This window comes from Nocardioides pyridinolyticus, from assembly GCF_054653575.1.
The window spans coordinates 1-25,709 of sequence record NZ_BAAIFY010000001.1; the positions used below are offsets into that span (position 1 = coordinate 1).

General features: G+C 73.0%; 22 protein-coding genes and 1 pseudogene. 11 read left to right on the forward strand and 12 right to left on the reverse strand.

Annotated elements, in window-relative coordinates; all coding sequences use genetic code 11:
• On the reverse strand, nucleotides 1–1,247 hold a 1,247-nt coding region (locus ACYQ0U_RS00005; protein WP_459968089.1), incomplete at its 3' end, for a phosphodiester glycosidase family protein.
• Nucleotides 1,248–1,302: 55 nt separating this feature from the next.
• Between ACYQ0U_RS00005 and ACYQ0U_RS00010 the strand changes: the two genes are divergently transcribed.
• The gene (locus tag ACYQ0U_RS00010) at nucleotides 1,303–2,463 is read left to right on the forward strand and encodes a site-specific DNA-methyltransferase (RefSeq protein ID WP_459968092.1); all 1,161 of its coding nucleotides are present in this window, start codon (nucleotides 1,303–1,305) and stop codon (nucleotides 2,461–2,463) included.
• A gap of 5 nt (nucleotides 2,464–2,468) precedes the next feature.
• Here ACYQ0U_RS00010 and ACYQ0U_RS00015 read toward each other — a convergent pair whose 3' ends face one another.
• Nucleotides 2,469–3,869 (reverse strand): WS/DGAT/MGAT family O-acyltransferase, encoded by a 1,401-nt coding sequence (locus ACYQ0U_RS00015; RefSeq protein ID WP_459968094.1) that lies wholly within the window; start codon nucleotides 3,867–3,869, stop codon nucleotides 2,469–2,471.
• Nucleotides 3,870–3,911: 42 nt separating this feature from the next.
• Nucleotides 3,912–5,135 carry a serine/threonine-protein kinase gene (locus tag ACYQ0U_RS00020; RefSeq protein ID WP_459968096.1) on the reverse strand — a complete coding sequence of 408 codons (1,224 nt, stop codon included), beginning with the start codon at nucleotides 5,133–5,135 and terminating at the stop codon, nucleotides 3,912–3,914.
• 182 nt (nucleotides 5,136–5,317) lie between these two features.
• On the opposite strand from ACYQ0U_RS00020, the gene ACYQ0U_RS00025 reads away from it, so the two are divergent.
• The 3 genes from ACYQ0U_RS00025 to ACYQ0U_RS00035 all read left to right on the forward strand — a co-directional run bounded on the left by ACYQ0U_RS00025 (nucleotide 5,318) and on the right by ACYQ0U_RS00035 (nucleotide 7,860).
• A complete protein-coding gene (locus tag ACYQ0U_RS00025) occupies nucleotides 5,318–5,620 on the forward strand; it encodes a hypothetical protein (RefSeq protein ID WP_459968098.1) in 303 nt (100 codons plus the stop codon).
• Between the two features lie 72 nt (nucleotides 5,621–5,692).
• Nucleotides 5,693–6,790 (forward strand): FUSC family protein, encoded by a 1,098-nt coding sequence (locus tag ACYQ0U_RS00030; protein WP_459968101.1) that lies wholly within the window; start codon nucleotides 5,693–5,695, stop codon nucleotides 6,788–6,790.
• Nucleotides 6,787–7,860: a DNA polymerase IV gene (locus tag ACYQ0U_RS00035; RefSeq protein ID WP_459968103.1), complete on the forward strand. Its 1,074-nt coding sequence runs from the start codon at nucleotides 6,787–6,789 to the stop codon at nucleotides 7,858–7,860. The genes ACYQ0U_RS00030 and ACYQ0U_RS00035 overlap by 4 nt, the downstream gene beginning before the upstream one ends.
• A 3-nt stretch (nucleotides 7,861–7,863) precedes the next feature.
• Here ACYQ0U_RS00035 and ACYQ0U_RS00040 read toward each other — a convergent pair whose 3' ends face one another.
• Nucleotides 7,864–8,994, reverse strand: coding sequence for a glutamate--cysteine ligase (locus ACYQ0U_RS00040; protein ID WP_459968105.1), 1,131 nt, complete (start codon nucleotides 8,992–8,994; stop codon nucleotides 7,864–7,866).
• Nucleotides 8,995–9,013: 19 nt separating this feature from the next.
• Nucleotides 9,014–9,568 carry a DUF402 domain-containing protein gene (locus ACYQ0U_RS00045; RefSeq protein WP_459968107.1) on the reverse strand — a complete coding sequence of 185 codons (555 nt, stop codon included), beginning with the start codon at nucleotides 9,566–9,568 and terminating at the stop codon, nucleotides 9,014–9,016.
• 37 nt (nucleotides 9,569–9,605) lie between these two features.
• Here ACYQ0U_RS00045 and ACYQ0U_RS00050 point away from each other — a divergent pair, with 37 nt between their 5' ends.
• Nucleotides 9,606–10,982: a threonine/serine exporter family protein gene (locus ACYQ0U_RS00050; RefSeq protein ID WP_459968108.1), complete on the forward strand. Its 1,377-nt coding sequence runs from the start codon at nucleotides 9,606–9,608 to the stop codon at nucleotides 10,980–10,982.
• Here the strand turns inward: ACYQ0U_RS00050 and ACYQ0U_RS00055 are convergent.
• A complete protein-coding gene (locus tag ACYQ0U_RS00055) occupies nucleotides 10,945–11,787 on the reverse strand; it encodes an SDR family NAD(P)-dependent oxidoreductase (protein ID WP_459968110.1) in 843 nt (280 codons plus the stop codon). The genes ACYQ0U_RS00050 and ACYQ0U_RS00055 overlap by 38 nt on opposite strands.
• Nucleotides 11,784–13,268, reverse strand: a complete 1,485-nt coding sequence (locus ACYQ0U_RS00060) for a flavin-containing monooxygenase (RefSeq protein WP_459968111.1) — start codon at nucleotides 13,266–13,268, stop codon at nucleotides 11,784–11,786. The genes ACYQ0U_RS00055 and ACYQ0U_RS00060 overlap by 4 nt, the downstream gene beginning before the upstream one ends.
• A gap of 49 nt (nucleotides 13,269–13,317) precedes the next feature.
• Here ACYQ0U_RS00060 and ACYQ0U_RS00065 point away from each other — a divergent pair, with 49 nt between their 5' ends.
• Nucleotides 13,318–13,923: a TetR/AcrR family transcriptional regulator gene (locus ACYQ0U_RS00065; protein ID WP_459968112.1), complete on the forward strand. Its 606-nt coding sequence runs from the start codon at nucleotides 13,318–13,320 to the stop codon at nucleotides 13,921–13,923.
• On the opposite strand, the gene ACYQ0U_RS00070 is transcribed toward ACYQ0U_RS00065, so the two are convergent.
• A complete protein-coding gene (locus tag ACYQ0U_RS00070) occupies nucleotides 13,918–15,303 on the reverse strand; it encodes a HAMP domain-containing sensor histidine kinase (protein WP_459968113.1) in 1,386 nt (461 codons plus the stop codon). The genes ACYQ0U_RS00065 and ACYQ0U_RS00070 overlap by 6 nt on opposite strands.
• Nucleotides 15,300–16,021, reverse strand: a pseudogene (locus ACYQ0U_RS00075) (response regulator transcription factor). Before ACYQ0U_RS00075 ends, ACYQ0U_RS00070 begins: the two are co-directional and overlap by 4 nt.
• Nucleotides 16,022–16,163: 142 nt before the next feature.
• Here ACYQ0U_RS00075 and ACYQ0U_RS00080 point away from each other — a divergent pair.
• The 4 genes from ACYQ0U_RS00080 (at nucleotide 16,164) to ACYQ0U_RS00095 (ending at nucleotide 21,406) form a co-directional block, all read left to right on the forward strand.
• A complete protein-coding gene (locus ACYQ0U_RS00080; RefSeq protein ID WP_459968114.1) occupies nucleotides 16,164–16,451 on the forward strand; it encodes a hypothetical protein in 288 nt (95 codons plus the stop codon).
• 45 nt (nucleotides 16,452–16,496) lie between these two features.
• Entirely contained in the window at nucleotides 16,497–20,243 is a 3,747-nt protein-coding gene (hrpA, locus tag ACYQ0U_RS00085; RefSeq protein WP_459968115.1) for an ATP-dependent RNA helicase HrpA, read from the forward strand.
• Nucleotides 20,240–20,836, forward strand: coding sequence for a hypothetical protein (locus tag ACYQ0U_RS00090; protein ID WP_459968116.1), 597 nt, complete (start codon nucleotides 20,240–20,242; stop codon nucleotides 20,834–20,836). The genes hrpA and ACYQ0U_RS00090 overlap by 4 nt, the downstream gene beginning before the upstream one ends.
• A 138-nt stretch (nucleotides 20,837–20,974) precedes the next feature.
• On the forward strand, nucleotides 20,975–21,406 hold the full coding sequence (locus ACYQ0U_RS00095; RefSeq protein ID WP_459968117.1) for a type II toxin-antitoxin system PemK/MazF family toxin: 432 nt from the start codon (nucleotides 20,975–20,977) through the stop codon (nucleotides 21,404–21,406).
• Between the two features lie 42 nt (nucleotides 21,407–21,448).
• Here ACYQ0U_RS00095 and ACYQ0U_RS00100 read toward each other — a convergent pair whose 3' ends face one another.
• Nucleotides 21,449–22,192 carry a hypothetical protein gene (locus tag ACYQ0U_RS00100; RefSeq protein WP_459968118.1) on the reverse strand — a complete coding sequence of 248 codons (744 nt, stop codon included), beginning with the start codon at nucleotides 22,190–22,192 and terminating at the stop codon, nucleotides 21,449–21,451.
• A gap of 86 nt (nucleotides 22,193–22,278) precedes the next feature.
• Between ACYQ0U_RS00100 and ACYQ0U_RS00105 the strand changes: the two genes are divergently transcribed.
• Nucleotides 22,279–23,655, forward strand: coding sequence for an ABC transporter substrate-binding protein (locus ACYQ0U_RS00105; protein ID WP_459968119.1), 1,377 nt, complete (start codon nucleotides 22,279–22,281; stop codon nucleotides 23,653–23,655).
• 160 nt (nucleotides 23,656–23,815) lie between these two features.
• Here the strand turns inward: ACYQ0U_RS00105 and ACYQ0U_RS00110 are convergent, their stop codons facing one another.
• On the reverse strand, nucleotides 23,816–25,054 hold the full coding sequence (locus ACYQ0U_RS00110; protein WP_459968120.1) for a ribonuclease D: 1,239 nt from the start codon (nucleotides 25,052–25,054) through the stop codon (nucleotides 23,816–23,818).
• Between the two features lies 1 nt (nucleotide 25,055).
• Nucleotides 25,056–25,694: a DUF3000 domain-containing protein gene (locus ACYQ0U_RS00115; RefSeq protein WP_459968121.1), complete on the reverse strand. Its 639-nt coding sequence runs from the start codon at nucleotides 25,692–25,694 to the stop codon at nucleotides 25,056–25,058.
• Nucleotides 25,695–25,709 lie beyond the last annotated feature (15 nt).

The following is a 25,709-nucleotide window of genomic DNA, read 5'->3' on the forward strand; positions in this document are numbered from 1 at the left end:
CGGGACTTGGGAGCCTGGTAGCGGACCGAGATCGCGTTCGCGACCCAGCGCTGGAACCCGTCGGACGGGGTGTTCACCACGGCCCGCCGGCCCTGGCGGTTGCGGGCGACCATCGTCGACGAGCCGCCGCCGTCGAGGTTGATCGCCTCGTCGGCGCCGAGGTCGACCATGAGGTTCGCGAGCTCGACCATCGTGTAGCCGCGGCTGCGGCTGGTCCGGCCGTCGATCACGAGCAGCAGCACCTCGCCGGTGTCGTGGTCGACGCCGACCGCCGTGCGGGGGTGCAGCGTGCGGTCGTCGACCGCCCGGATGACCCCCTCGTGCACGAGGAAGTTGTTGCCGCTGATCGCCATCTGCGGACGCCCGGCGAGCGAGTAGCGCACCTTGACCCGCGTGCCGATCGGCAGCTCGCGGCGCAGCTGCACCGCGCCGTCGCTGCGGCCGATCAGCACGGTGCCCGGGATCTTGTGGTCGACGCTGAGCTTGCCGCGGTTCTTGACCACCCGGCCGTCCCTCACCACGACCTCGCGCACCTTCTCCCGCTGGCCCTGGGTGACCCGGTAGCCCGCCGTACGTCCCCACCGGTGGGTGTAGACGCCGATGCCGCCGGGGTGGACGAACGGCGAGTTCAGGTTGGTGACCTCGAGGTCGGGGTGCTTCAGGATCCGCGCGGCCATCGGCAGGTCGCCGATGTCGGCGTGGCCCTCGCGGTCGATGAAGAACGCCTTGTTCCAGCCCTCCTGCCGGGCGTGCAGCAGGCCGAGGTCCAGGTCCTTGCCGAGGCCGAGCGGGGCGCCGGTGTGGCCGATGTCGTAGAAGTCGCCGTTGACCCCGGCGACCGCCTTGTCCTGGGCCAGGATGTCGGCGACCGGGGCCACCCGGCGGACCGCGCCCATGCTGGCGTAGTCGATCGTCAGCCCCGGGGTGCTCGGGTCGATGGTGAGCAGGTGCGCGCGGACCGGGCCACGCGCGTCGGTCCGGCTCCACCGCGTGTAGGTGACGCCGGGCGCGACCTTCCAGCTCACCTCGTCGGTGGTCGTGGTGCGACCGGACCGGGCGAGCGGCGAGACGGTCGTGCCGGAGTCGCCTCCGGAGGAGTGCTGGGGGTGCAGGGCGCGGGGCTGGCCGCGGGGCTGGCCGCGATCGCGGGGGTCGCCGGGGTCGGTGGGATCACCGGCCAGTGCGGGCGCCATCGCGAGGAGGGCACACACCGCCAGGCCGGCCGAGAAGGTCAGTCGGATGCGCACCTGTTCAAGGCTAAGCCGACCACCCCCGCGATTTCTGGAGGCTAGGGTGCGATTCGTGCCGGCGTGGAACACCTTCGTGGAGGGCGACAACCTCGACGTGCTCCCCACCCTGCCCGCGATCCTGGGGCGGCCCGTGGACCTGATCTACATCGACCCGCCCTACAACACCGGCAACGACTTCGCCTACCGCGACGCCTTCCCGGGCCACGCGGCGTGGACGGCGATGATGCGGCCCCGGCTGGAGGCCGCGCGCGAGCTGCTGGGCGAGACCGGCGCGATCTTCGTGAGCATCGACGACCACGAGGTGGCGCACCTGCGGATCCTCATGGACGAGGTGTACGGCGAGGAGCAGTTCCTCGCGCAGGTCGTGGTCAACCTCAACCCCAAGGGCCGCCAGCTGGGGCGGGGCTTCGCCACCAGCCACGAGTACCTGCTCGTGTACGCCCGCGACGCGCGGCGTACCGTCCTCGACGCGACGTCGCCGGACCACGTCGACGAGCGCGACTTCCCGCTGACCGCGCCCGACGGGCGCCGCTACCGGCACCTGCCGCTGCGCAACACGAACAAGAAGTTCAACCCGGTGACCGCGCGGACCCTGCACTTCACGGTGTGGGGCGACCCCGAGTCCGGTCGCGTGAGCACCACGCCCTTCGAGGGGGCGGTGGAGATCGACCCGGTCTTCGGCGACGGCCGGCCGGCGGTGTGGCGGTGGAGCCGTCCGCGCATCGACGAGCGCCCCGAGGACCTGGTCTGCCGGTGGGTGAACGGCAAGCTGGGAGAGCGGGTCGACGTCTTCCAGCGCGACTGGCTGCACGCCGGCCGCCGCAAGAAGCTGCGCACGATCTGGCTGGCCGAGGAGATCGGCTCCACCGACACCGCCGTGCAGGAGCTCAAGGACCTCGTCGGCCACGTCTTCGAGTCGCCCAAGCCGACCGGGCTGGTGCGGCGCATCCTCGGCACGATGCCCGACGACGTGGTGGTCCTCGACTTCTTCGCCGGCAGCGGGACGACGGGGCACGCGGTCGCGCTGCAGAACGCCGCCGACGGCGGCACCCGCCGCTGCGTGAGCGTGAACTCCGCCGAGCCCACCCGGGTCGGCTCCAACGCCCACGCGGCCGGGCTCGAGACCGTCGCGGACATCACCCGGGCCCGGCTGCGGGCCGTCGCCGAGACCGTCGGTGGCGGGCTGGAGGAGGTCGGGGGCAGGATCCGCTAGGCCCTTCAGACGCCGGCGGCCTTCTCCATCGCGGTGACCTCGTCCTCGAGGTGCGTGAGCAGTCGCTGGAGGTGGGGCACGGTGCGGCGGCAGCCGATGAGCCCGAAGCCCATGTTGCCGTCGTACGACGTGCAGGTGATGTTGAGCGCCATGCCGTTGATCGGGATCGACAGCGGGTAGGTGCCGACCATCTTCGCGCCGTTCCAGTAGTGCGTGGTGCGCGGCCCGGGCACGTTGCTGATGATCAGGTTGTACGGCGGTCGCACGATGCCCTGGAGCTTCAGCACCGGTGCCACGATCGCGGGCGCCTGGCCGAGGGCGCTCATCGCGAGGATCTGCGCCGGCGTCATGCTCGACAGGGCTTCCTTGCCGTCCTTCATCGAGCGGTGGATCGCGTCGATCCGGTCGGCGGGGTCCTCGAGGTGCGTGCCGAGCTGGCACATCACGGCACCGATCGCGTTGCCGCCCTCGGTCGACGCCGTCGTCGACTGCTTGGCCTTGAGGCCGACCGGCACCATCGCCACGAGCGGGGCGTCGGGCAGGGCGTCGTGCTCGATCAGGTAGCTGCGGATGGCGCCGGCGGTCATCGCGAGCACGACGTCGTTGATCGTCGTGCCGGTCGCCCTCCCGATCGCCCGCAGCCGGTCGACCGGCCAGTCCTGGGCGGCGAACCGCCGCGAGCCGGTGATGTTGCGGTTGAAGATCGTGCGCGGGGCGTGGAGCGAGATCGCCGACGTCTCGTTGCGCACGCCCTTGGTGAGGGTCCGCACGAGCGCGGCCGGCATCCCGGCCGCCTCGGAGGCGATGCCGAGCGCGGAGCGCAGCGCCTGGGCGGGGAGGTCGGCCAGGCTGCTCTCGCTCGACGGCCTCGGGACGCGGTTCTCCCGGGTGCGCGCGTCCCACGGCGCCGGCATGTCGCGGCGGTCGGGGTCCGTGCTGAGCACGCTCTGGAGCAGCCGCATCGCGGAGATGCCGTCGACCAGCGCGTGGTGGGTCTTGGTGTAGAGCGCGACCCGGCCGTCGCGGAGGCCCTCGATGACGTGGGCCTCCCACAGCGGCCGCTCCCACGCGAGCCGGGTGCTGTGCAGCCGGCCGGCGAGGTCGAGCAGCTCACGGATCCGGCCCGGCTGGGGAAGAGCGCTGTGCCGCACGTGGTGCTCGATGTCGAACTGCTCGTCCTCGACCCAGACGAGCTGCCCGGCGGTCGACAGCGACCGGTGCGGCCGCTTGAGGAAGAGCGGTGCGATCTCGGGGGCGTCGCGCATCGCCTCGTACATCTGGCGGGCGTAGTCACGGCCCGCGCCCTCCGGCTTCTCGAAGAGTTGGAGGCCACCGACGTGCATCGGCATGCTGCGGTTCTCCGCGAGGAGGAACCCGGACGCCGTCGGGTCGATGGGGGACACCATTGAGCGAGTGTGGCTGGAAGTGGCGACGGCCACAACCGCTAGCTAGCGGTGCTTTCCGGGCTTCTTCGGCTTCTTCGGCCCCTTGCCGGGGTGCGGCTTCGGCTTCTTCGGCTCCTTCTCGTGGCCGTGCGCCTTCGGAGCCGGCCGGGCCGGGGCGGGCTTCGTGTCCGGTGTGGGGGTCGGTGTCGGCGTGGGGGTCGGCGTGGGGGTCGGCGTGGGGGTGGGCGTCGGCGTGGGCCGCGCGCTCTGGCTGGCCTTCTCCTCGCCGGCCCCGGCCCCGACCCCGGCCGCGGCGGCGGTGGGTGCGGTCGGGTTGCGGCCCTGGAGGGCGGCCACCACGAGCGCGACGACGAGCAGGGTGACCATCGCCCCGACCACCGCGATCCGGCGCCGCGCCCACGGCGTGATGACCTGGGGCGGGGGCGGTGGCGTCGCCGGCATCGGGGGCAGCACGACCGTGCGCGTCTGGGGTGCGGCGCTCGCCCGGGCGGCGACCTCGGCCGCCGTCGGGCGGTCCTCCGGCGCCCGCGCGAGCATGGCCTGGACCAGCGTGCGCAGCCCGGTCGGGACGCCGCCGGGCAGCTGGGGCGGGTCGTCGCGCAGGTGGGCGAGGGCGGTGGCGATCGGGGTCTCGCGGTGGAACGGCGAGGCGCCGGTCAGGCACTGGTGGGCGACGACGCCGAGCGCGTAGACGTCGGAGGCCGGCGTCGCGCGCGAGCCCTCGACCTGCTCGGGGCTGAGGTAGTCGGCGGTGCCGACCACGAAGCCGGTGTCGGTCAGCGGGTCCGCGCCGTCGGACCGGGCGACACCGAAGTCGACGAGCACCGGCTTCCCCTCGGCGGTGACCAGGATGTTGGACGGCTTCAGGTCCCGATGCACCACACCGGCCGCGTGCGCGACCGCCAGCGCCTCGCCGATGCCGACCAGCAGCTCGGCGAGCCGGTCGGGTGGGAGCGGGGCCCGGAGCGGCGTACCGTCGATGAGCTGCATGACCAGGTACGGCGTCGTCCCGGTCTCGCTCTCCTCCTCGCCGTAGTCGAAGACGCGCACGATGCCGGGGTGCTGGAGGCTGCCGGCGAAGCGGGCCTCGGCCTGGAGCCGCGCGCGGTGGATCGCGTCGTCGGAGCTGCGCAGGACCTTGACCGCGACCCAGCGGTCGAGCCGGGTGTCGTGGGCACGGTAGACGGTGCCCATGCCGCCCGAGCCGATCCGCTCGGTCAGCCGGTAGCGGGCGTGCAGCAGCCGCCCCGTCGCACCCTCGGTCACGACCGGGTCGTACCCCTCCGGGCCGGATCCGGAACGTTCCGGTTCGGTTCTCGCCCGCAGGGGTGAAGGGTCGGCGCACGCTGGCCCGGTAGTCGTCCACAGGCCGGCCTTCCGTCCGGCCCGTCCACAGGCTCGCTCCGTGGCCCGGCGAACCGTCCGCGGCCCCTCCTAGCGTCGCGGTCATGAGATGGATTGCGTGCCTCGCCCTCGTCCTCGGGATCTGCGTCGGAGGAGCCGCCCGCGCAGCTGTCGACCCGCCGCCCGGCGACACGATCGTCGAGGTGAGGGGCGACCGGCTGAACGGGTTCGAGATCTCCTACTACGACGGCTCCGCCGCCTACCCGCCGACCGACTCCGAGGCGCGGGCCGAGTGCTCGGAGTACGACGCCCGGCTCGACCGGGTGCGCTGCCGGGTCGAGATCCGGACCTGGTACCGCGACCTCGGCGACCTCCAGCAGGCGCTCGACTGGGCGCACGCCCAATGATCGTTCCGGTGATCGTTCCGGTGATCGTCCGGTGATCGTGGGGACGAGGGCCCGCATGGGAGGATCGCCCGCATGGAGGCGGGCCCGCTGGATCGGATGTGGGATCGCAGCCGCATCTCCTTGCGGGCCCGGGTCCGCCGGCTCCGGACGAAGTCCTGGCAGATCGGCCAGTGCGCGGCCGCGGCCGCGGTCGCCTGGTTCCTCGCGGCCGACGTCTTCGGTCACCCGAGTCCGTTCTTCGCCCCGGTCGCCGCCGTCGTCGCGCTCGGCACCTCCTACGGCCAACGGCTGCGCCGGGTCGTCGAGGTCACCGTCGGCGTCGCCGTCGGCATCTTCCTCGCCGACCTGCTCGTGGTGTTGCTGGGCTCCGGCGGGTGGCAGATCGGCCTGATCGTCGCCCTGGCGATGTCCTCGGCGCTGCTGCTCGGCAGCGGTCAGCTGTTCGTCACCCAGGCGGCGGTGCAGTCGATCGTGATCGCCGGGCTCGCCGTCGGGCCGAGCCAGGCCTTCACCCGCTGGACCGACGCCGTCATCGGCGGCGCGGTGGCGCTGGTGGCCGCGACCGTGGTGCCGGCCGCCCCGCTGCGCCGGCCACGTGAGCAGGCCGCCGTCGTCGTGCGGAAGATCTCCGGGCTGCTCCGGGCCGCCGGCGAGGTCATGGACGACGGCGAGTCCGGCCGTGCGATGGCGCTGCTCGCCGACGCGCGGTCGACCGACTCGCTCATCCGGGAGCTGCAGGCCGCCGCCGACGAGGGGCTCTCGGTCGTGGAGTCGTCGCCCTTCCGGGTCCGGCACCGGGCCGGGCTGCGCTCGATGGCCGAGCTGGTCGACCCGCTGGACCGGGCGCTGCGCAGCACCCGGGTGCTCGTGCGGCAGACCGCGGTGGCGGCGTACCACCGCCGGCCGGTGCCGCGGGCGTACTCGCTGCTGGCGCTCGACCTCGCCGACGCCGCCGACGCGGTGGCACAGGAGCTCGCCGAGAACCGGATGGCCACGGCAGCGCAGCCGGCGCTCCTCGCCGTCGCGGAGGCGACCGGCCAGGTGGACCGCTCGGAGGTGCTGGCCGCGGACGCCGTGCTCGCCCAGCTGCGCTCGGTGGTCGTCGACCTGCTCATGGTCACCGGCATGGACCAGATGGAGTCGACCGACGCCCTGCCGCCACCACGATGACCGAGGTGCTGCACGTCGACATGGACCAGTTCATCGCGGCGGTGGAGGTGCTGCGCCGCCCGGAGCTGGCCGGGCTGCCGGTGGTCGTCGGCGGGCGGGGTGACCCGACCGAGCGCGGCGTCGTGGCGACCGCGTCCTATGAGGCGCGGGCGTTCGGTGTCGGCTCCGGGATGCCGCTGCGGATCGCCGCGCGCAAGTGCCCCGACGCGGTGTTCCTGCCGGTGGACAAGGCGGCGTACGACGCGGCCTCGGCCGAGGTGATGGACACGCTGCGCGCCCTGGTGTGGGGCGGCGTGCCGGTCGTGGTGGAGGTGCTGGGCTGGGACGAGGCGTTCCTGGCGGCGGGCGCCGGCCACGGCGACCTCGGCGAGCCGCGAGCGTTCGCCGAGGAGCTGCGGGCGACCGTGCTCGCCGCGACCGGGCTGCACTGCTCGGTCGGGATCGGCGACAACAAGCTGCGCGCCAAGATCGCGACCGAGTTCGGGAAGCCACGGGGCGTGGCCGAGCTGACGGGGGCGACCTGGTTCGAGGTGATGGGCGACCGCCCGACGACCGCGCTGGGGGGCATCGGTTCGAAGACCGCCGAGAAGCTGGCCGCGCTCGGCATCGACACCGTCGCCCAGCTGGCGGCGACCGACGCCCGGGTGCTGGCGGCGGAGCTCGGACCGACGATGGGGCCGTGGTACCACCGCCTCGGCCGGGGCGCGGACACGAGCCCGGTCGACGCGACCCCGTGGGTGCCGCGGGCCCACGGGCGCGAGGAGACCTTCCAGCAGGACCTGGAGACCCCGGTCGACGTCGAGGCGGCGGTGCGGGCGCTGACCCGCCGGGTCGTGGTCGACATCGACGCCGAGGGCCGGCCGGCGGCGCGGGTCGGGCTGAAGGTCCGGCTGCGGCCGTTCTCCACCGTGAGCCGGAGCCTCACCTTGCCCGAGCCCACCAACGACCCGGCCGTGCTCGAGGAGGCGGCGGTGTCGCTGCTCGACAAGCTGGACCCGGCGGACCGGGAGCGGCCGGTCCGGCTGCTCGGCGTACGGCTGGAGATGGTGCCGCCGCCCGAGGGCTACTGAGGGCTACTGGAGCCCCTCCCGGAGCTCGCGCACGACCGAGTCGACGACCGCGACGAGGTCGCCGTCGTTCGCCTCGGCGACGGCGCGCTGGCGCTGGTAGGACGCGCCCCGCCGCGGGATGGCGGCGACCGACGCGAGGTCCTCGGCGCAGCCCAGCCGGTCCGCGACGGGGGCGAGTCGCTCGAGGAGGTCGGCGAGGTCGTCGGTGACCAGCCGCTCGTTCGAGGCGGCGTCGGTGATCACGATCGCGTCGAGGCCGTAGCGGGCCGCGCGCCACTTGTTCTCCTGCACGTGCCACGGGGGCATCGTCGGCAGCGTCTCGCCGGCGGCGAGCCGGGTGTCGAGGTCGACGACGAGGCAGTGCATGAGGGCGACCAGCGCCGAGAGCTCGGTGAAGTTGGAGACGCCGTCGCAGACGCGGTTCTCGAGGGTGCCGTGCGCCGGGGCGGGCCGGACGTCCCAGCGGATCTCGGTGAGCTCCTCGATCACGCCGGTGACGACCTGGTCGTTGGCGAAGGCCTCGAACTCCGCCCAGGTCTCGAACTGGAACGGCAGGCCGGCCGTCGGGAGCTGCTGGAACATCAGCGCCCGGTTGGAGGCGTAGCCGGTGTCGATGCCCGCCCAGATCGGCGAGGACGCCGAGAGGGCCTGGAGGTGCGGGTAGTGGTTGAGCAGCGCGGACAGCACCGGCATCACCCGCTGCTTCTCGGGGAGCCCCACGTGCACGTGCACGCCCCAGATCAGCATCTGCCGGCCCCACCACTGCGTGCGGTTGATCAGCTCCTCGTAGCGATGGCCCTCGGTGAGCTGCTGTCCGGTCCAGGACGCGAAGGGGTGGGTGCCGGCGCCGTACAGGTCGATGTCGAGGTCGTCGCCGGCGGGCAGCACCACCTCGAGCGTCTGGCGCAGGTCGGCCATCGCCTCGCCGACGGTGTGGCAGACCCCGCTGACGATCTCGACGGTGTTGCGGAGCAGCTCCTTGTGCAGCTTGCCGGGGTCCGGCAGCCGCGGCTTGGCCCGGGCGAAGAGGTGGGTCGCGTCGTTGCGCAGGTCCCGGCTGCGGCGGTCGACGAGCGCGAGCTCCCACTCGACGCCGAGAGTGGGCTCGGGGGAGCCGTGGAAGTCGATCCGCACGCGGACCACAGTTCCACAGTCAGGCCCGGAGCATGCCTTCGAGGCGCGCGAGCCACGCCATCGCGCTCCCGTCGTACGGCGCCGCCTCGTCGTGCACGAGGGCGAGGACGCGCTCGCAGGAGGCCAGCGCGGCCGCCGCGACGTCGTCGGGGTAGCCGAAGGCGACCCGGTGCTCGGCGAACTCGTCCTCGTCGTCGACCCAGACCCTGCCCTGCCCCGGGAACCGACCCCAGCCGCGGACCACGTCGAGGTCGAGGTCGACCGCCCGCACGACGTCGCCGTCCCAGACCGGGGGCGTGGTGATGTCGACGTAGATCCGCACCGGCCCGCCCACGTCGTGGAAGGTCGCCAGCCAGCCCCGCTCGGCGTCCGGCCCGGGCGGCGGGACCAGCCCGACCTGGTTCGTCGGGCAGACGTAGTGCGCCCCGGGCCGGTCCATCTCGGTGCCGGCGGAGATGCCCAGCCAGTCGCCGTGTGGGTCGCGGCCGAGGTAGGTCGCGTCGAACTCCCAGTGCGGCCGACCGCCCCACTTCGACATGACCACGCGGACCGGAGCGAGGGGGGCGGGGGGCACGTGACCTGTCTACCAGCCGGCTGCCACCATGGCGGCCATGTCTGGTGACCGAATGGAGGCTCGCGAGCTCAACCTGACCCTGGACTTCTGCCTCCGTGTCGGCGAGGTCCTGCTGTCCTCGGGCGCCGGTGCTGCGGACGTCACGGCGACGATGCAGGCGCTGGCGTGGCAGTACGGCGTGCGCAACCCGGACGTCGACGTCACCTTCACCTCGCTGTCGATGGCGATGCAGCAGGACCCGGGCGAGCCGGCGGTCGTGCTGATCCGGCAGGTCAAGCAGCGCGAGATCGACTACGAGGACCTCACGCTCGTCGACCACCTGGTCCGCGAGGTGCTGCACGGCGACGTCGCTCTCAAGGAGGCGCGCAGCCGGCTGGCCCGCATCGTGTCGTCCGGGCACGTGCTGCCGCGGTGGGCGGCGACCCTCGGGTGGGGCCTGATGGCCGCCGGGGTCGGCATCCAGCTCGGCGGCGGCGTCGCGGTCGCGGTGATCGCGGCCATCGCGGCGGTCGCCATCGACCGGCTCCAGCTCGCGATGTCGCGGCAGCGGCTGCCGTTCTTCTACCGGCAGGTCGCCGGCGGCGCGGTCGCGACGCTGATCGCGATCGCGGCGACCCTGCTCCCGTTCGAGCTCGACCCGTCGCTCGTCGTCACCGCGAACCTGATCATGCTGCTCGCCGGGATCGGGTTCATGGGCGCCCTCCAGGACGCCCTCACCGGCTTCTACATCACCGCCGGCGCGCGGCTCACCGAGGCGATCCTGGCCACCGGCGGCATCATCGCCGGAGTCTCCGGCGGCCTCACGGTCGCCGACCTGCTCGGGGTCGACGTCGGGCCGATCGCCCCGGGCGCGCCCACCGGCCTCAAGGACGTCTCGGTCATGGCGCTGGGCGCGACGATCTGCGCGGCGGCGTTCGCCTTCGCGTCGTACGCCCCGCGGCGCACGCTCGTCCCGATCGGCCTGGTCTCGGCCGTCGCCATGGTGATCTCCCAGGGCGTCGTCGTCGGCGGCGCCGGCCGGACCTGGTCGGTCGCGCTGGCGGCGTTCTTCGTGGGTCTGGTCAGCTATACCGTCGCCGGCCGGATGCGCGTGCCCCCGCTGGTCGTGGTCGTCTCGGCAGTGGTGCCGATGCTCCCGGGCCTCTCGATCTACCGCGGCCTCAGCCTGCTGACCGAGGAGGACTCCGCCACGTCCGCCGGCCTGCTCGCACTGATCACGGCGGCGTCCATCGCCACCGCGATCGCCGCCGGCGTCATCCTGGGGGAGTACGTCGCCCAGCCGCTGCGCCGCGAGGCCCGCAAGGTCGAGAGCCGGCTCGCCGGTCCGCGCCTGGTCGGTCCGCTGAAGGTGCGGACGCCCCGGGCCGAGCGGTCCGCTAGACGACGGTCGTCTGCTCGGGAAGCACGCGGCTAGCGGCCTTCGCGACGATGTCCTGGTAGCGCGACCCGGTCAGCTTCGCGACCGTGTGCAGGGCGTGGGCGTCGAGGCCGACGAGCACCCGCGCCTTGTCGTGCTGCACGCCCCTGACGATGATCTCGGCAGCCCGCTCCGGGGTCATCTTCGCGAGCTTCTGGTCGAACAGCTTCGCCGTGCGGTCCTTGTCCTCGCGCGCCGACACCCGTGCGTTGCGGGCGATCGCGGTCTTGATGCCGCCCGGGTGCACGACGGTGACGCCGACCGGGTGGCCGGCCACGAGCATCTCCTCGCGCAGCGCCTCGGACATCCCGCGCACGGCGTACTTGGCCGCGTTGTACATGCTCTGGCCCGGCATCGAGATCAGGCCGAACAAGGACGAGATGTTGACGACGTGCCCGTCGCCGGACGCGATCAGGTGCGGCAGGAACTCCTTGGTGCCGTGCACCACGCCCCAGAAGTTGATGCTCATGATCCAGTCCATGTCGCCGTACTCGAGGTCCTCGAGGTTCCCGGCCAGCGCGACGCCCGCGTTGTTGACGACGACGTTGACGCGGCCGTGGTGCTCGGCGATCGCGGTCGCGTACGCCGCGAAGGCGGCCCGGTCCGCGACGTCGAGGTGGTCCGAGCGCACCTGGCGCACACCGGCTCCCTTGACCAGGTCCACCGTCTCGGCCAGACCGGCGTCGTCGACGTCGGAGATCGCCAGCAGGGCGCCCCGGCGGGCGAAGTCGACCGCCAGCGCGCGGCCGATGCCCGATCCCGCGCCGGTGATCACCACGACCTTGTCGTCGAAGGACTTCATGCGACGTGCTCCTTCCGAGAGGTGGCCGTGTAGGCGTCGGCGTCGAACCGCGCCAGGTCGCGACGGAACGTCACCGTCGACCGTGGCCAGAGGGTGGGGTTGTTGCCGTGCTCGTCGAGGTACCAGCTCGAGCAGCCGCCGGTCGTCCAGACGGTCCGCTTCATCCGTCCCTGGAGCGACCGGTTCCACGCGCGGAACGCGTTCGCTGTCGGCTCGAGCGTCGACCAGCCGGACCGGCGCATGCTGCGCACCGCGTCGCGGAGGTACTCGACCTGGGCCTCGATGATGAAGACCATGCTGGTGTGGCCCTGGCCGGTGTTCGGGCCGACCAGCATGAAGTAGTTCGGGAAGTCCGGCACGGTCGTCCCCTTGTACGCCGCCATGCCGGTCTCGTCCCACCTCTCGGCCAGCGTGCGGCCGCCCCGGCCGCGGATCCGCTCGGCGATCGGCAGGTCGGTGGTGTGGAACCCGGTGGCGACCACCAGCACGTCGACCGGTCGCTCGGTGCCGTCGGCCGTGACGACCGCGTTCCCGGTCACCTTGGTGATCCGGTCGGTCACCAGGTCGACGTTCGGCGAGGAGATCGCCGGGTAGTAGGAGTTCGAGATCAGCATGCGCTTGCAGCCGATGTCGAAGTGCGGAGTCAGCCGGGCGCGGAGCTCGGGATCGCGGACGCCCTTGAGGAGGTTCGCCTGCGCGGCCTTCTTCACCGGCGCGGAGAACGCGCGGCTCACGGTGAGGCCCGGCACGAGCAGCTCGCGCGAGAGGTAGATCGAGGTGCGGTACACCCGCTGGAAGCCGGGGAGCCGCTTGAACAGGAACCGCTCGAGCCGCGTGTAGGCCCGGTCGGAGCGCGGGATCACCCACGGCGCGGTGCGCTGGTAGACGTCGAGGTGGGCGGCCACCTTCTGCACCTCGGGCACGATCTGGATCGCCGAGGCCCCGGTGCCGATCACCGCGACCCGCTTGTCGGCCAGGTCGACGTCGTGGTCCCACCGCGCCGAGTGGAAGAGGTGACCCTGGAAGGTGTCGATGCCGTCGATGTCCGGCAGCTTCGGCTCGCTCAGCGAGCCGGCGCCCACGACCAGCGTGGTGGAGGTGACCTCGCGCTCGCCGTCCGGCCCGGCGATCCGGCTGCGCCAGACCTGCGCGTCGTCGTCCCAGCGCGCCTCCTCCAGCGAGGTGTCGAACGCGAACCGGTCCAGCGTCCCCGACTCGCGCGCGACCCGCTGGAGGTAGGCCTGGATCTCCGGCTGGGGGGAGAACGACATCGACCAGTCGCGGTTCGGCGCGAACGAGAACGAGTAGAGCTGGCTGGGCACGTCGCAGGCGGCACCGGGATAGGTGTTGTCGCGCCAGGTGCCGCCGACGTCGGGGCCCTTCTCGACCACGAGGAAGTCGGACTCCCCGTCCTCCTGGAGCTTGATCGCCGCGCACAGCCCCGCGAAGCCCGCGCCGACGATCAGGTGTTCGACCTGCATGTCGCGACCGTACTGGCGCTATTGAAAAAGTGTCAATAGAGTGTGGGGTGTGAGCCAGAGTACGTCGCCACGCACCCGCCTGTCTCCGGAGCAGCGCCGGGAGCAGCTGCTCGACCTCGGGGTCCGGCTGCTCGCGCACCGCTCGCTCGACGAGCTCTCGATCGACCTGCTCGCCGAGGAGGCGGGCATCTCCCGTGGCCTGCTCTACCACTACTTCGGCAACAAGCACGCCTTCCACGAGGCGGTCGTCCGCCGGGCCGCCGACGACCTGATCGCGCAGACCGCGCCGCCCGCGGACGGCGAGCCGATGGAGCGGATGCTGACCTCGCTGACGGCGTACCTCGACTACGTCGTGGCCAACCACGAGGGCTACCTGTCGCTGGTGAAGGCGGCGCAGGGCGGCAACGAGACGCTGCGCGAGATCTACGAGGAGGCGCGCTCCGCGCTCAACAGCCGGATCTTCCGCGAGGACGCCCAGGGCGAGATCATCCCGGACACCGCGGCGACCCGGCTGGTCGTGCGGGGCTGGTCGGCGATGATCGAGGAGCTGGTGCTCTCCTGGATCGCGGACCCGGACGGCATCACCCGCGACGAGCTGCTCGGCATCATGGCCGGCTCGCTCCCGGCGATCGTCGAGGTCACGCAGCCCTCATAGGCGAAGCGTGACCGCCACGGTCGTGTCGCCGGGCACGGAGGTGAGCCGGACGCTGCCCCCGTGCGCGGTCACGATCGCCGCGACCAGAGCCAGGCCGAGCCCGACGCCGACCTCCTCGCCGCGGGTGCGCGCGGCGTCGCCGCGGACGAACCTCTCGAAGGCGTGCTCGACGAGCTCGGGCGGGAAGCCCGGGCCGTCGTCGTGGACGGCGAAGCCGTCGCGGCGCACGGTGACGGTGACCGTGGTCCCGGCCGGGGTGTACTTGCGCGCGTTGGTCAGCAGGTTGGTCACGACCTGGTGCAGCCGCCGCTCGTCGCCGAGGACCTCGTACGGCGCGTCGACGGCGTCGTCCGGGACGTCGACCCGCCACGCGTGGCCGGGGGAGACCACCTGGGCGTCGGCGACGGCCTCGACCAGCAGCCGGGTCAGGTCGACCGGCGCCTGCTCGAGCGGCCGGCCGGCGTCGAGCCGGGCGAGCAGCAGCAGATCCTCCACGAGCGAGGTCATCCGGCCGGACTCCTCCTCGACCTTGTCCAGCGCCGACCCGAGCGTCTCCGGGTCGTCGGGACGGCGCCGGGCCAGCTCGGTGTAGCCGGCGATGGTCGCCAGCGGCGACCGCAGCTCGTGCGAGGCGTCCGCGACGAACTGACGGACCTGCTGCTCGCTGCGGTGGCGGGCCGCGAGGGAGGTCTCGACGTGCTCGAGCAGCGTGTTCAGGGCGGCTCCGACCTGGCCGACCTCGGTGTCCTCGTCGGTGAGGTGGCCGGGCACCCGCTCGGGGATCTCCGCGTCACCTGAGTCCAGCGGCAGGGCGGACACCGTGTGCGCCGTGGCCGCCACCTCCTTCAACGGCCGGAGCTGGCGGCGTACGACGACGAGCGCGGCGCCCGCCGCGACGGTCGTCGCGAGCAGCGCGAAGAGCACCTCGAGCCAGACCAGCCGGAACACGGTGTTCGAGACGTCGTCCTCGGGGAGGCCGGTCACCAGCGTGCCGTTCGGGAACTCCTCGACGATGACGCGGTAGCTGCCGAGCCGGGCGACCGACACGGTGTGGACGCGCCCGTCCGACGGCACGTCGGCGAGCCGGGCCAGCACCTCCTCGTCCAGCTCGACGAGATCGGGGCGCCGGGAGTCGGCCGGCCGGATCACGATTCCGGTGGCGTCCCCGGACCTCGGGAACTGCGCCTGGATGGCATCGATCTCGACGCCGGGCCCGCCGAGGCCCGAGCGGGCCGACTGCCGGACCTGCTGGTCGAGCTGCGCCTGGAGGTACTGGCTCATCGCCAGCGTGGTCGCGGCGCCGATGAGCACCGAGACCGCGAGCACCAGCGCGACGGTCGTGAGGACCAGCCGCGAGGTGAGGGACTTCAGCAGCTTCATGCGCTCGCGGGCTTCAGCACGTAGCCGGCACCGCGCATGGTGTGGATCATCGGCACGCGGCCGGCGTCGACCTTCTTCCGCAGGTAGGAGATGTAGAGCTCGACGACGTTGGCCTGGCCGCCGAAGTCGTAGTTCAGACCCGGTCGAGGATCTGCGCCTTGCTCAGCACCCGGCGCGGGTTGCGCATGAGGAAGCGCAGCAGCTCGAACTCGGTGGCGGTCAGGCTGATCTCCTCGCCGCCGCGGAAGACCTCGTGGCTGTCCTCATCGAGGGTGAGGTCTCCGACCGCCAGAAGCGAGGCCGTCGCCACCTGGTGCGCTCCGGACCTTCGCATCAGCCCGCGCAGCCGGGCGACCAGCTCCTCGAGCGAGAACGGCTTGGTCACGTAGTCGTCACCGCCCGCGGTCAGCCCGGCGACCCGGTCCTCGACCGCGTCCTTCGCGGTGAGGAAGACGACCGGCAGGTCGGGCGCGGTCGTGCGCATCCGGCGCAGCACCTCCAGCCCGTCGAAGTCCGGCAGCATCATGTCGAGCACCACGGCGTCGGGCTTGAAGTCCTTCGCCGCCGCCACCGCCTTCGACCCGGTGTGCGCGGCCGTGACGTGCCAGCCCTCGTAGCGCAGCGCCATCGAGACCAGCTCGGCGATGTTCACCTCGTCGTCGACGACGAGGACGCGCAGCGGGGATCCGTCGGGTCGGGTCAGCTCCATGCCGGACATCGTGCTCACGGTAACTGTGCGAACGCTGTGAACGCCCTGTGCCGGACTCACGACCTCCTCACCGCCGACGCCCAGGGCACGCCCAGGGCACGCCCAGGGCACGCACAGGGTCCGCACAGCCGGCCGCCGCACGCTCGGGGGCATGACCGAACAGCAGACCCTGGACCAGCCCACACCCCCGCCTCCGCCGGCCGCGCCCGTCGAGCAGCCCCGTCCCCGCCGTACCGTCGGCCTCCGCGTCCTCGTCGCCTCCACCGTCGGCGCCTTCGTCATCGGCACGCTGGTCGGCGGCGGCTTCGGCGCCCTCATCGGGTACGTCGCCCACCCCGACGGCCCGGGCGGCCGGCCGGCGAACTTCCAGCCGCAGGACCCCCCGCAGCGCCCCGGCTTCGGGGCCGAGCAGCTCCCGCAGGAGCAGTCCTCCAGCTGACCGACGCCGCATCCCGCTGGACCTACCGGGCACAATGGACGGGTCATGCCCGAGGAGCTCCAGATCGTCTATCCGCCGGAGCTGCCGGTCACCCAGCGCCGCGAGGACATCGCGGCGGCCATCCGGGACCACCAGGTCGTGATCGTGGCGGGCGAGACCGGGTCGGGGAAGACCACCCAGCTGCCGAAGATCTGTCTCGAGCTGGGTCGTGGGTCGAAGGGGATCATCGGGCACACGCAGCCGCGGCGGATCGCGGCGCGGTCGGTGGCCGAGCGGATCGCGAGCGAGCTGAGGACCGAGCTCGGGGACCTCGTCGGCTACCAGGTCCGCTTCACCGACCGCACGTCCAAGCGCAGCCGGGTGAAGCTGATGACCGACGGCATCCTGCTGGCCGAGCTCCAGCGCGACCGGATGCTGAAGCGGTACGACACGATCATCATCGACGAGGCCCACGAGCGGAGCCTCAACATCGACTTCCTGCTCGGCTACCTCAAGCGGCTGCTGCCGAAGCGGCCCGACCTCAAGCTCGTCATCACGTCCGCGACCATCGACGTCGAGCGGTTCGCGCGCCACTTCGACGCACCCGTGGTGGAGGTGTCCGGCCGCACCTACCCGGTCGAGATCCGCTATCGCCCGCTGATGGAGCTCCCCGAGGAGGACGAGGAGGGCGAGCCCGTCGTCCGCGACCAGACCGAGGCCATCGTCGAGGCGGTCAAGGAGCTCTCGGCCGAGGGGCCGGGCGACGTCCTGGTCTTCCTGCCGGGCGAGCGCGAGATCCGCGACACCGCCGACGCGATGAAGGACCTGCCCCGCACCGAGATCGTGCCGCTCTACTCCCGCCTCTCGGCGGCCGAGCAGCACAAGGTCTTCCAGCCGCACACGGGGCGCCGCGTCGTGCTGGCGACCAACGTCGCCGAGACGTCGCTCACCGTCCCGGGCATCCGGTACGTCGTCGACACCGGTGTCGCGCGGATCAGCCGCTACTCCGTGCGCACCAAGGTCCAGCGGCTGCCGATCGAGCCGATCAGCCAGGCCTCGGCGAACCAGCGGTCCGGCCGCTGCGGCCGCGTCGAGGCGGGCATCGCGATCCGGCTCTACTCGCAGGAGGACTTCGAGGGCCGGCCGGAGTTCACCGACCCGGAGATCCTGCGCACCAACCTGGCCAGCGTGATCCTCCAGATGACCTCGCTCGGGCTCGGCGACATCGCCCGGTTCCCGTTCGTCGAGCCGCCGGACCGGCGCAACGTCACCGCCGGCGTCCAGCTGCTCGAGGAGCTCGGCGCGCTGCGAGAGGGGAATCTCTCGAAGATCGGCCGGCGGCTGGCCCGCCTGCCGATCGACCCGCGCCTGGCCCGGATGATCCTCGAGGCCGAACAGCTCGGCTGCGTGCGCGAGGTCGTCGTGATCGCCGCCGCGCTCTCGCTCCAGGACCCGCGCGAGCGCCCCGCCGAGATGAAGGCGCAGGCCGACCAGCAGCACGCGCGGTTCAAGGCCGAGGGCAGCGACTTCCTCACCTGGCTCAACCTCTGGCGCTACGTCAAGGAGCAGCAGAAGGAGCTGTCCTCGTCGGCGTTCCGCCGGATGTGCAAGCGCGAATACCTCAACTACCTGCGCGTGCGCGAGTGGCAGGACTTCGAGTCCCAGCTCCGCCAGGTCTGCAAGGAGATGGACATCTCGGTCGGCCACCCCGCCGACGCTCCCTCCGACTTCGGGGTGGACGCCGACGGCATCCACCAGGCGCTGCTGTCCGGGCTGCTCAGCCACATCGGGCTGCTCGAGGAGCGCGAGCGCGACAAGAAGGGGCCGCGCGAGTACCTCGGCGCCCGAGGCGCGAAGTTCGCGATCTTCCCCGGCAGCGGGCTGCACCGGAAGAACCCGCAGTTCCTCATGGCCGGCGAGCTCGTCGAGACCAGCCGCCTGTGGGCCCGCCAGAACGCCGCCATCAAGCCCGAGTGGGCCGAGCGGGTCGGCGCGCACCTGGTCAAGCGCACCTACTCCGAGCCGCACTGGAGCAAGAAGCGCGCCGCCGTCGTCGCGCACGAGCGCGTCACGCTGTACGGCGTCCCGCTCGTCACCGACCGCCTCGTGGCGTTCGGCAAGGTCGATCCCGCGCTGGCCCGCGAGCTCTTCATCCGGCACGCGCTGGTGTACGGCGAGTGGTCGAGCCGGCACAGGTTCCTCGAGACCAACCGCCGGCTGCTCGAGGAGGCCGAGGAGCTCGAGCACCGCGCCCGTCGCCGCGACATCGTGGTCGACGAGCACACGCTGTTCGACTTCTACGACGCTCGGATCCCGGCCGACGTCGTGAGCGGCGCGCACTTCGACCAGTGGTGGAAGCAGGAGCGGCAGCGCAACGGCCGGCTGCTGACCTTCGACCCGGCGATGCTGACCCACGACACCGCCGAGGAGATCAGCGCCGCGGACTACCCGGAGGAGTGGCACGCTGCCGGATCGGGCGGAGACGGGCTGACCTTCCCGATCAGCTATCACTTCGAGCCCGGCGCCGCGGACGACGGGCTCACCATCGAGGTCCCGGTCGCGACGCTCAACCGGGTCGACGCCGACGACTTCTCCTGGAACGTCCCCGGCCTGCGCGAGGAGCTGGTCACCAGCCTGATCCGCAGCCTGCCCAAGAACCTGCGGGTCAACTTCGTCCCCGCCCCCAACAAGGCCCGCGAGTTCCTCGCGGCCGTGCCGCCGGGCGAGGAGCCGCTGCTCGACGCGCTCGAGCGCTGGGGCCGCTCGACCACCGGCGTCGTCGTGCCGCGCGACGCGTGGGACTGGTCGAAGGTGCCCGAGCACCTGCGCCCGACCTACCGGGTCGTCGGCGACGACGGCAGGGAGCAGGCCCGCGGCAAGGACCTGGAGGCGCTCAAGGAGCCGCTGCGGCCGAAGTTCGCCGAGGCCATGCGCGAGGTCGCGACCGAGAGCGGGCTGGCCCGCACCGGCGAGACGTCGTGGGTCTTCGGGACCATCGGCGCGTCGTTGACCCAGCGCCGCGCCGGCCACGAGGTGCAGGTCTTCCCGGCGCTCGTCGACGAGGGCGAGACCGTCGGGCTCCAGGTCTTCGGGTCCGCGGAGGAGCAGGAGGCCCGCCACCGGCTGGGCGTACGCCGGCTGCTGCTGGTCGAGCTGCCCTCGCCGGTCAAGCAGGTGCTGGACGGGCTGAGCAACGCCGAGAAGCTCGGCCTGGCCGGCTCGCCGTACCCGAGCGTCGGCGAGCTCCTCGAGGACGTCCGGTCGGCCGTCGTCGGCGCCGCGGTCGACGCCCGCCCGCCGGTGCGCGACCAGGCGGCGTACGAGGCCCTCAAGGCGGAGGCCGGCCGGGACCTGGAGGCCCACATGCGCGGCGTGATGGCCGACGTGATGCGCGTGCTGGAGGGGTGGCGCCGGGCGGAGAAGGCGCTCAGCGGCCGCGCCGACCTCGTCGTGCTCCCCGCGCTCACCGACATGCGCGCGCAGCTCGGGCGCCTGGTGCACCGCGGGTTCGTCGGGGAGGCCGGCGTCGCGCAGCTGCGCCGCTTCCCGACCTACCTCGCCGCGCTGGAGCAGCGCCGCGCGAAGCTGGAGAGCCAGGTCAACCGCGACCGGCAGCTGATGGACCAGATCGCCGACCTCCAGAGCGCCTACCTGCACCAGCTCGAGGCGCTGCCCGAGGGCCGCCCGCCGGGGGAGCGGCTGCGGCAGGTCCGGTGGATGCTCGAGGAGTACCGGGTGTCGCTCTGGGCCCAGCAGCTCGGCACGCCCACCCCGGTCAGCGACCAGCGCATCCGACGTACGCTCGCGGGATGACGGAACGCCGCCACCACCGCCCGATGACGCCGGGCGGCGGCTACTTCGAGTCGCTCGTCGGCGGCAACGACCCCGCGCTGGTCAGCGAGGCGGCCGACCGGGCGGCGGCCCTGCTGGTCCGCGGCGCCCGCGAGTCGGGCGACGCCGAGGTCGCGGACCGGCTGCTCCACCTGGCCGACACCGAGGGCATCGAGGCGATCGCCGAGGTGTGGTCCGGCGCGCCCGCCGACTCGCTCGCCGGCTGCCTGTGGCGGATCTACCTGCTGCGCTCGTGGGTGTACGCCGACCCGGCCGGCGTGGCGCGGGAGTTCGAGGCCGGGCGGCGCAGTGCCCAGGTCGCGCGGGTGGTCGCGGGCGTCGCCGACCCGCCCGGGCCCGACGAGCTCAAGGCGATGGTCGACGAGGTGCTGCGAGGCATCGCCGGCAGCGACTTCGCCGACGTGCTGCTGCGCGCGGCGGCGTTCGCCCGGGTCGTCGCGGCCGGCCGCGCCGCCCTCCACACCGCCTCCACCGCCGAGGTCCAGCGGATGCTGGTGCTCTCCGAGCAGCTCGAGTCCGCGGGTCATGTGGAGATGGAACAAGGACTGGGCTGAGGTCGTTACACTTCTCGCGGAGTACGTCGGGCTGTGGCAGCCCCGGGTCCCAAAATTAGCCGCTACGAGCGGCCACGCGCCGTGAGGCGCTCCCGGTCCGGCGTACTCCTCCCTCGTGGCCGGTCTATCTTGGCCGGCATGCTGCGCCGCCTCCTCCGCCGTCGCCCACGCACCTCGTTCGGGGTCTCGTCCGCGGTCTCCTACGCGCCGCGGGCGGACGGCCGTCCGGACCCCGGCGAGGTCGTGTGGGGCTGGGTGCCCTACGAGGACGACCCCCGGCAGGGGAAGGACCGCCCGGTGCTCCTCCTCGGGCGCGACGGCGAGCGCCTGATCGGGCTGGCGCTGACCAGCAAGGACCACGACCGCGACGCCGCGCAGGAGGCGCGCGCCGGACGCCACTGGATGGACGTCGGCACCGGCGGCTGGGACCGCGAGCGCCGGCCCAGCGAGGTGCGGCTCGACCGCCTGATCACCCTGTCGACCGTCGACGTACGCCGGGAGGGTGCCGCCCTGGAGCGCGGCCTGTTCGACCGGGTCGTCGCGGAGGCGCGACGCTTCCACACGCTCTGAGGTCGTCGAGGAGGTCGTCGAGGAGGTCGTCGAGGAGGTCGTCTAAAAGGTGCGGGCGATCCGCCGCACGGCGACCCGCGCCGGATCCCACTTCGTGGGGTACGCCTCGCGGCCGGCGGCCACCTCGACGAGCGTCAGGAAGGCGCCCGACCGGAGGATGCCGAGCCCGGCGGAGCGGGCGCGGAACGAGCCGAGGTAGCTGTCGGCGGTGCCCGCGGTGACGGTGACCGGCCGGAGCGGGCCGACCGTCGAGTCGCGCACCCGCTCCTCGCAGTCCTCGCGCCAGGCGACCAGCACCTGGTGGGCGCGCCAGGCCGTCTTCGCGTCGGGGAAGCGGGCGACCACCTGGACCGCGGCGAGGCCGTCGTCGGCGGTGAAGCGGCGGCTCACGGCCTCGACGGCGCCGATCGACTCCAGCTCGGTCTTCTGGCAGGCGCCGACGGCGCCCGGGTGGTCGGTCGAGCTCAGCTTCCAGGTGTGGCCGTCGAACCTCGGCAGCCGGTCGGCGTCGAGCAGGTGCGCGTCGGCGGCGGCGGCGCGGGGCAGCGGCGCGAGCTCGCCGACCTTGTGCCGCTTCGCGGAGCGCGAGGGCGACGTGGTCGGCGTGGTGGGGGTGGTGCTCGGCGCCGGTGCGGATGTCGCGCTCGGCCTCGCCTGCGGCGCGTGCGTGCGGGTCGGCTCGTCGGCCGGAGCGGGTGCGCTGTCCGGCGTACTGCTGTCGGAGCCGCAGCCGGCCAGCGAGATCGCGGCGGCCAGGCTCACCGCGACGAGGAGGACCCGAGACACGTCGTCCATCGTAGGGAGACCGAGGGCCGGGGCCGGGTTCCGACACTCGGTAGGGTGGCCCGGGCGACGTGGACAGAGGAGGCGATGTGAGGGGGACCCGAGTGCGCCGCACGACGGTCGGGGCACTCACCGTGCTGGGCCTCGCCCTGGCCGCGGTGGGCTGCACGGACGACGCCGGGGAGCCGCGGACGCGGCCCTCGCCGCCGACCTCCCAGGCGCCGACGACCCTCACCTTCGGCGTCTACGGGCCCGAGGCCCAGACGGACGCGTTCCAGGACACGGTCGACGACTGGAACCGGGAGACCGACGGCCCCGAGGTCGAGCAGCACAGCTGGGAGACCCGCGAGGAGATGCGCGCCGCGCTCGAGGCGGGCGAGGTCCCCGACGTGTTCCTCGCCTCGCGCTCGGACCTGCGCTGGCTGCTCGACAACAACTACACCCAGCCGGTCGACGAGCTCCTCGACGAGCGCGGCATCCCGTTCGGCGACGGCTACTCGCGCGACGCCCTCCAGGCGTTCAGCGCCAACGACCGGCTCCAGTGCATGCCGTACGCCGTCTCGCCGATGGTCATCTACTACAACACCGACCTCGTGGACCTCGAGCGGATGCGGGAGCGCGGGCTGGACGCACCCGACGTGGACGCGACCAGCTGGAGCTTCGAGCAGTTCGCGGCCGCGGCCGAGTTCGCGAGCCGGCCCCGCAAGGGCACCAAGGGCGTGCACATCGCGGCGACGCTGCCCGGGCTCTCGCCGTTCATCGCGTCCGGTGGTGGGTCGGTGTTCGACGACGGCGGCGACCCGAAGTCGCTCTCGTTCTCCAGCGACGACTCCAGGTCCGCTCTCGAGCGCACCCTCCAGGTGCTGCGCAACCCGCAGGTGACGCTCGCCCCGGAGCAGCTCGAGGAGGCCTCGGCGCTCTCCTGGTTTAAGCGCGGCAAGCTCGGGATGATCGCGGGCTACCGCGGCCTCACTCCGCAGCTGCGGCTCGTGTCCGGCCTCCACTTCGACGTGCTCCCGATGCCGGTGCTCGACAGCGCGTCCACGGTCGGCGACGTGGCCGCGCTCTGCCTCTCCCGCAAGGCCTCCAGCACCTCGGCGGCCGCGGACTTCATGGTCCACGAGCTCTCCGCCGAGTCGGTCGGGGTCGTGACCCGCACCGGCTACCTCGCGCCGGCCAACCTCGAGGTCGCGCTCTCCGACACCTTCCTCCAGCCGGGCCGCCAGCCGCTGCACGCGAACGTCTTCAACTCGGCCGTGCGCGCCATGGACTTCGGGCCGCTCGTCGACACCCTGCCCGCGGTCGAGGAGGCCGTGCGCCCTGACCTCGAGCAGCTCGTCTACGGCGTCGGCGTGCTCGACCTCGACGGCATCACCGAGCGGATCGACGAGACCTCCCGGTCGATCCTGGACCCGGACTACACCCCCGAGCCGTCGCCCACCGACGAGGCGTCGGAGTCGGAGTAGGCGTCGGGGCGGCGCGGGGACGGAGACCGAGTCGGGCTGCGCGCTGCCGATTCATCACGGTAGGCATACGAGTGTGCACTCCCCGTGGCATGCCCACCGCGGGAAGTGACGGTTCACCTGCCTACCGTGATGAATCAGCAACGAGCGGGACCGAGTCCGACTACCCCTCCGGCTCGACCTCGGCGGCGAGGATCGCGTCGGTGACGATCGGGCCGGCGATGTCGACCTGCCACGGGCGGGCGCCGTACCCGGCGAGCTGCGTCGCGACGGCGGGGCCGAGCTGCTCCGGGTCGCGGGTGGCCGGCGGGGTCCAGAGCGTGCGCCGCAGGTAGTCGGGCGTGAGCAGGTTCTCGACCGGGAGCTCGAGCTCGGTCGCCTTCGCCGCCATCGCGTCGCGCGCGATCGTCAGGCGCCGGGCGGCGACCGGGTCCTTCTCCGCCCAGGCCCGGGGGAGCGGCGGACCGTCGCCGCGCGGCGAGCGCGCCGGCAGCTCGGAGTCGTCGATCTCGGCAGCCCTGCGGATCGCGGCGACCCAGCGGGCGGCGTACCGGTCGGCGCCGCGGCCGTGGAAGCCCCTGGTCGACATCAGCGCGGCCTTGTCGGCCGGCATCGCCTGCGCGGCGGCGACGATCGCGGAGTCGGGGAGGATCCGGCCGGGGGTGACGTCGCGCTGCTCGGCGATCGCGTCGCGGGTCTCCCAGAGCTCGCGGACGGCGGCCAGGCCGCGGCGGCCGCGCACCTTGTGCATCCCGGAGGTACGCCGCCAGGCGTCCACCCGGGTCGGCTGCTCGAACCCGCGCAGGTGCTCGAACTCCTGCCGCGCCCACTCGTCCTTGCCGGCCTCGACGAGTGCGTCGGCGATGACGGCGCGCAGCTCGACGAGCACCTCGACGTCGAGGGCGGCGTACTCCAGCCACGGTCCGGGGAGCGGGCGGGTCGACCAGTCGACCGCGGAGTGCTCCTTGGCGAGGCGGTGGCCGAGCAGGCTCTCCACCAGCGTGGCCAGGCCGACGCGGGGGTAGCCGAGCAGCCGGCCGGCCAGCTCGGTGTCGAAGAGCGTGGTCGGCGTCAGGCCCACCTCGGCCAGGCAGGGGAGGTCCTGGGTCGCGGCGTGCAGGATCCACTCGGTCCCGTCGAGCACCTCCTGGAGCTCCGGCAGGGCGCCGAACGGGATCGGGTCGACGAGGAACGTGCCCGAGCCCTCGCGGCGCAGCTGGATCAGGTAGGCGCGCGAGGAGTAGCGGTAGCCGGACGCCCGCTCGGCGTCGATCGCGACCGGGCCGGTGCCGGCGGCCAGCTTCTCGCACACCTCGGCGAGGCCCTCCGGGGTGTCGACGAGGGGCGGCAGTCCGTCGCGCAGCGTGAGGAGGGGCGGTTCGGGAGTCTGGTCAGAGGTCATCTCAGTGTCCCGAGCCCCGCTGTCCGCGGCGGCTCGGCATCACGGCGACCCCGTCGGGGACCGGCGGCAGTCCCACCGCCGTGCACAGCAGCTCGCCCCAGGCCTCCACGTGCGGGGCCAGGTCGAGGGGCGCCAGGGCGGGGGCGTCGTCGGGCTGGAGCGGCGTCCACGACGCGCGGACCTCGATCTGCGCGGTGCCGCCCTCCTCGGCCATCCCGCCGAAGCTCTCGGTGGAGACCCGGGTGACGGTGCCGGAGATCGCGGCGTACGACGCGCCGTGCGCCTGGAGCGCCTCGGTCAGCCAGGACCAGCCGACGGCGCCGAGCATCGGGTCGACCGCCTGCTCGACGTCCACCTCGGCGCGGGCGTAGGCGACGCAGCGGAACGTGCCGTCCCAGGCGTCGTTGCCCGCCGGGTCGTGCAGCAGGATGATCCGGCCGGTCCCGAGGTCGGTGTCGTCGACGGTCACGTCGGCCGAGAGCGCGGAGGCGTACGGCGCGATCCGCTGCGGCGCCGGCATCTCCTCGCAGAAGATCTCGGGCCGCAGCCGGGCAGCATGCATCGTCGCGACCGCGTCCCGGAACTCCTGGGGCGCGGCACCCGCACCCGAACCCGGGTGCGTCTCCTGACCGACGACCATGAGGTCACAGTAGGT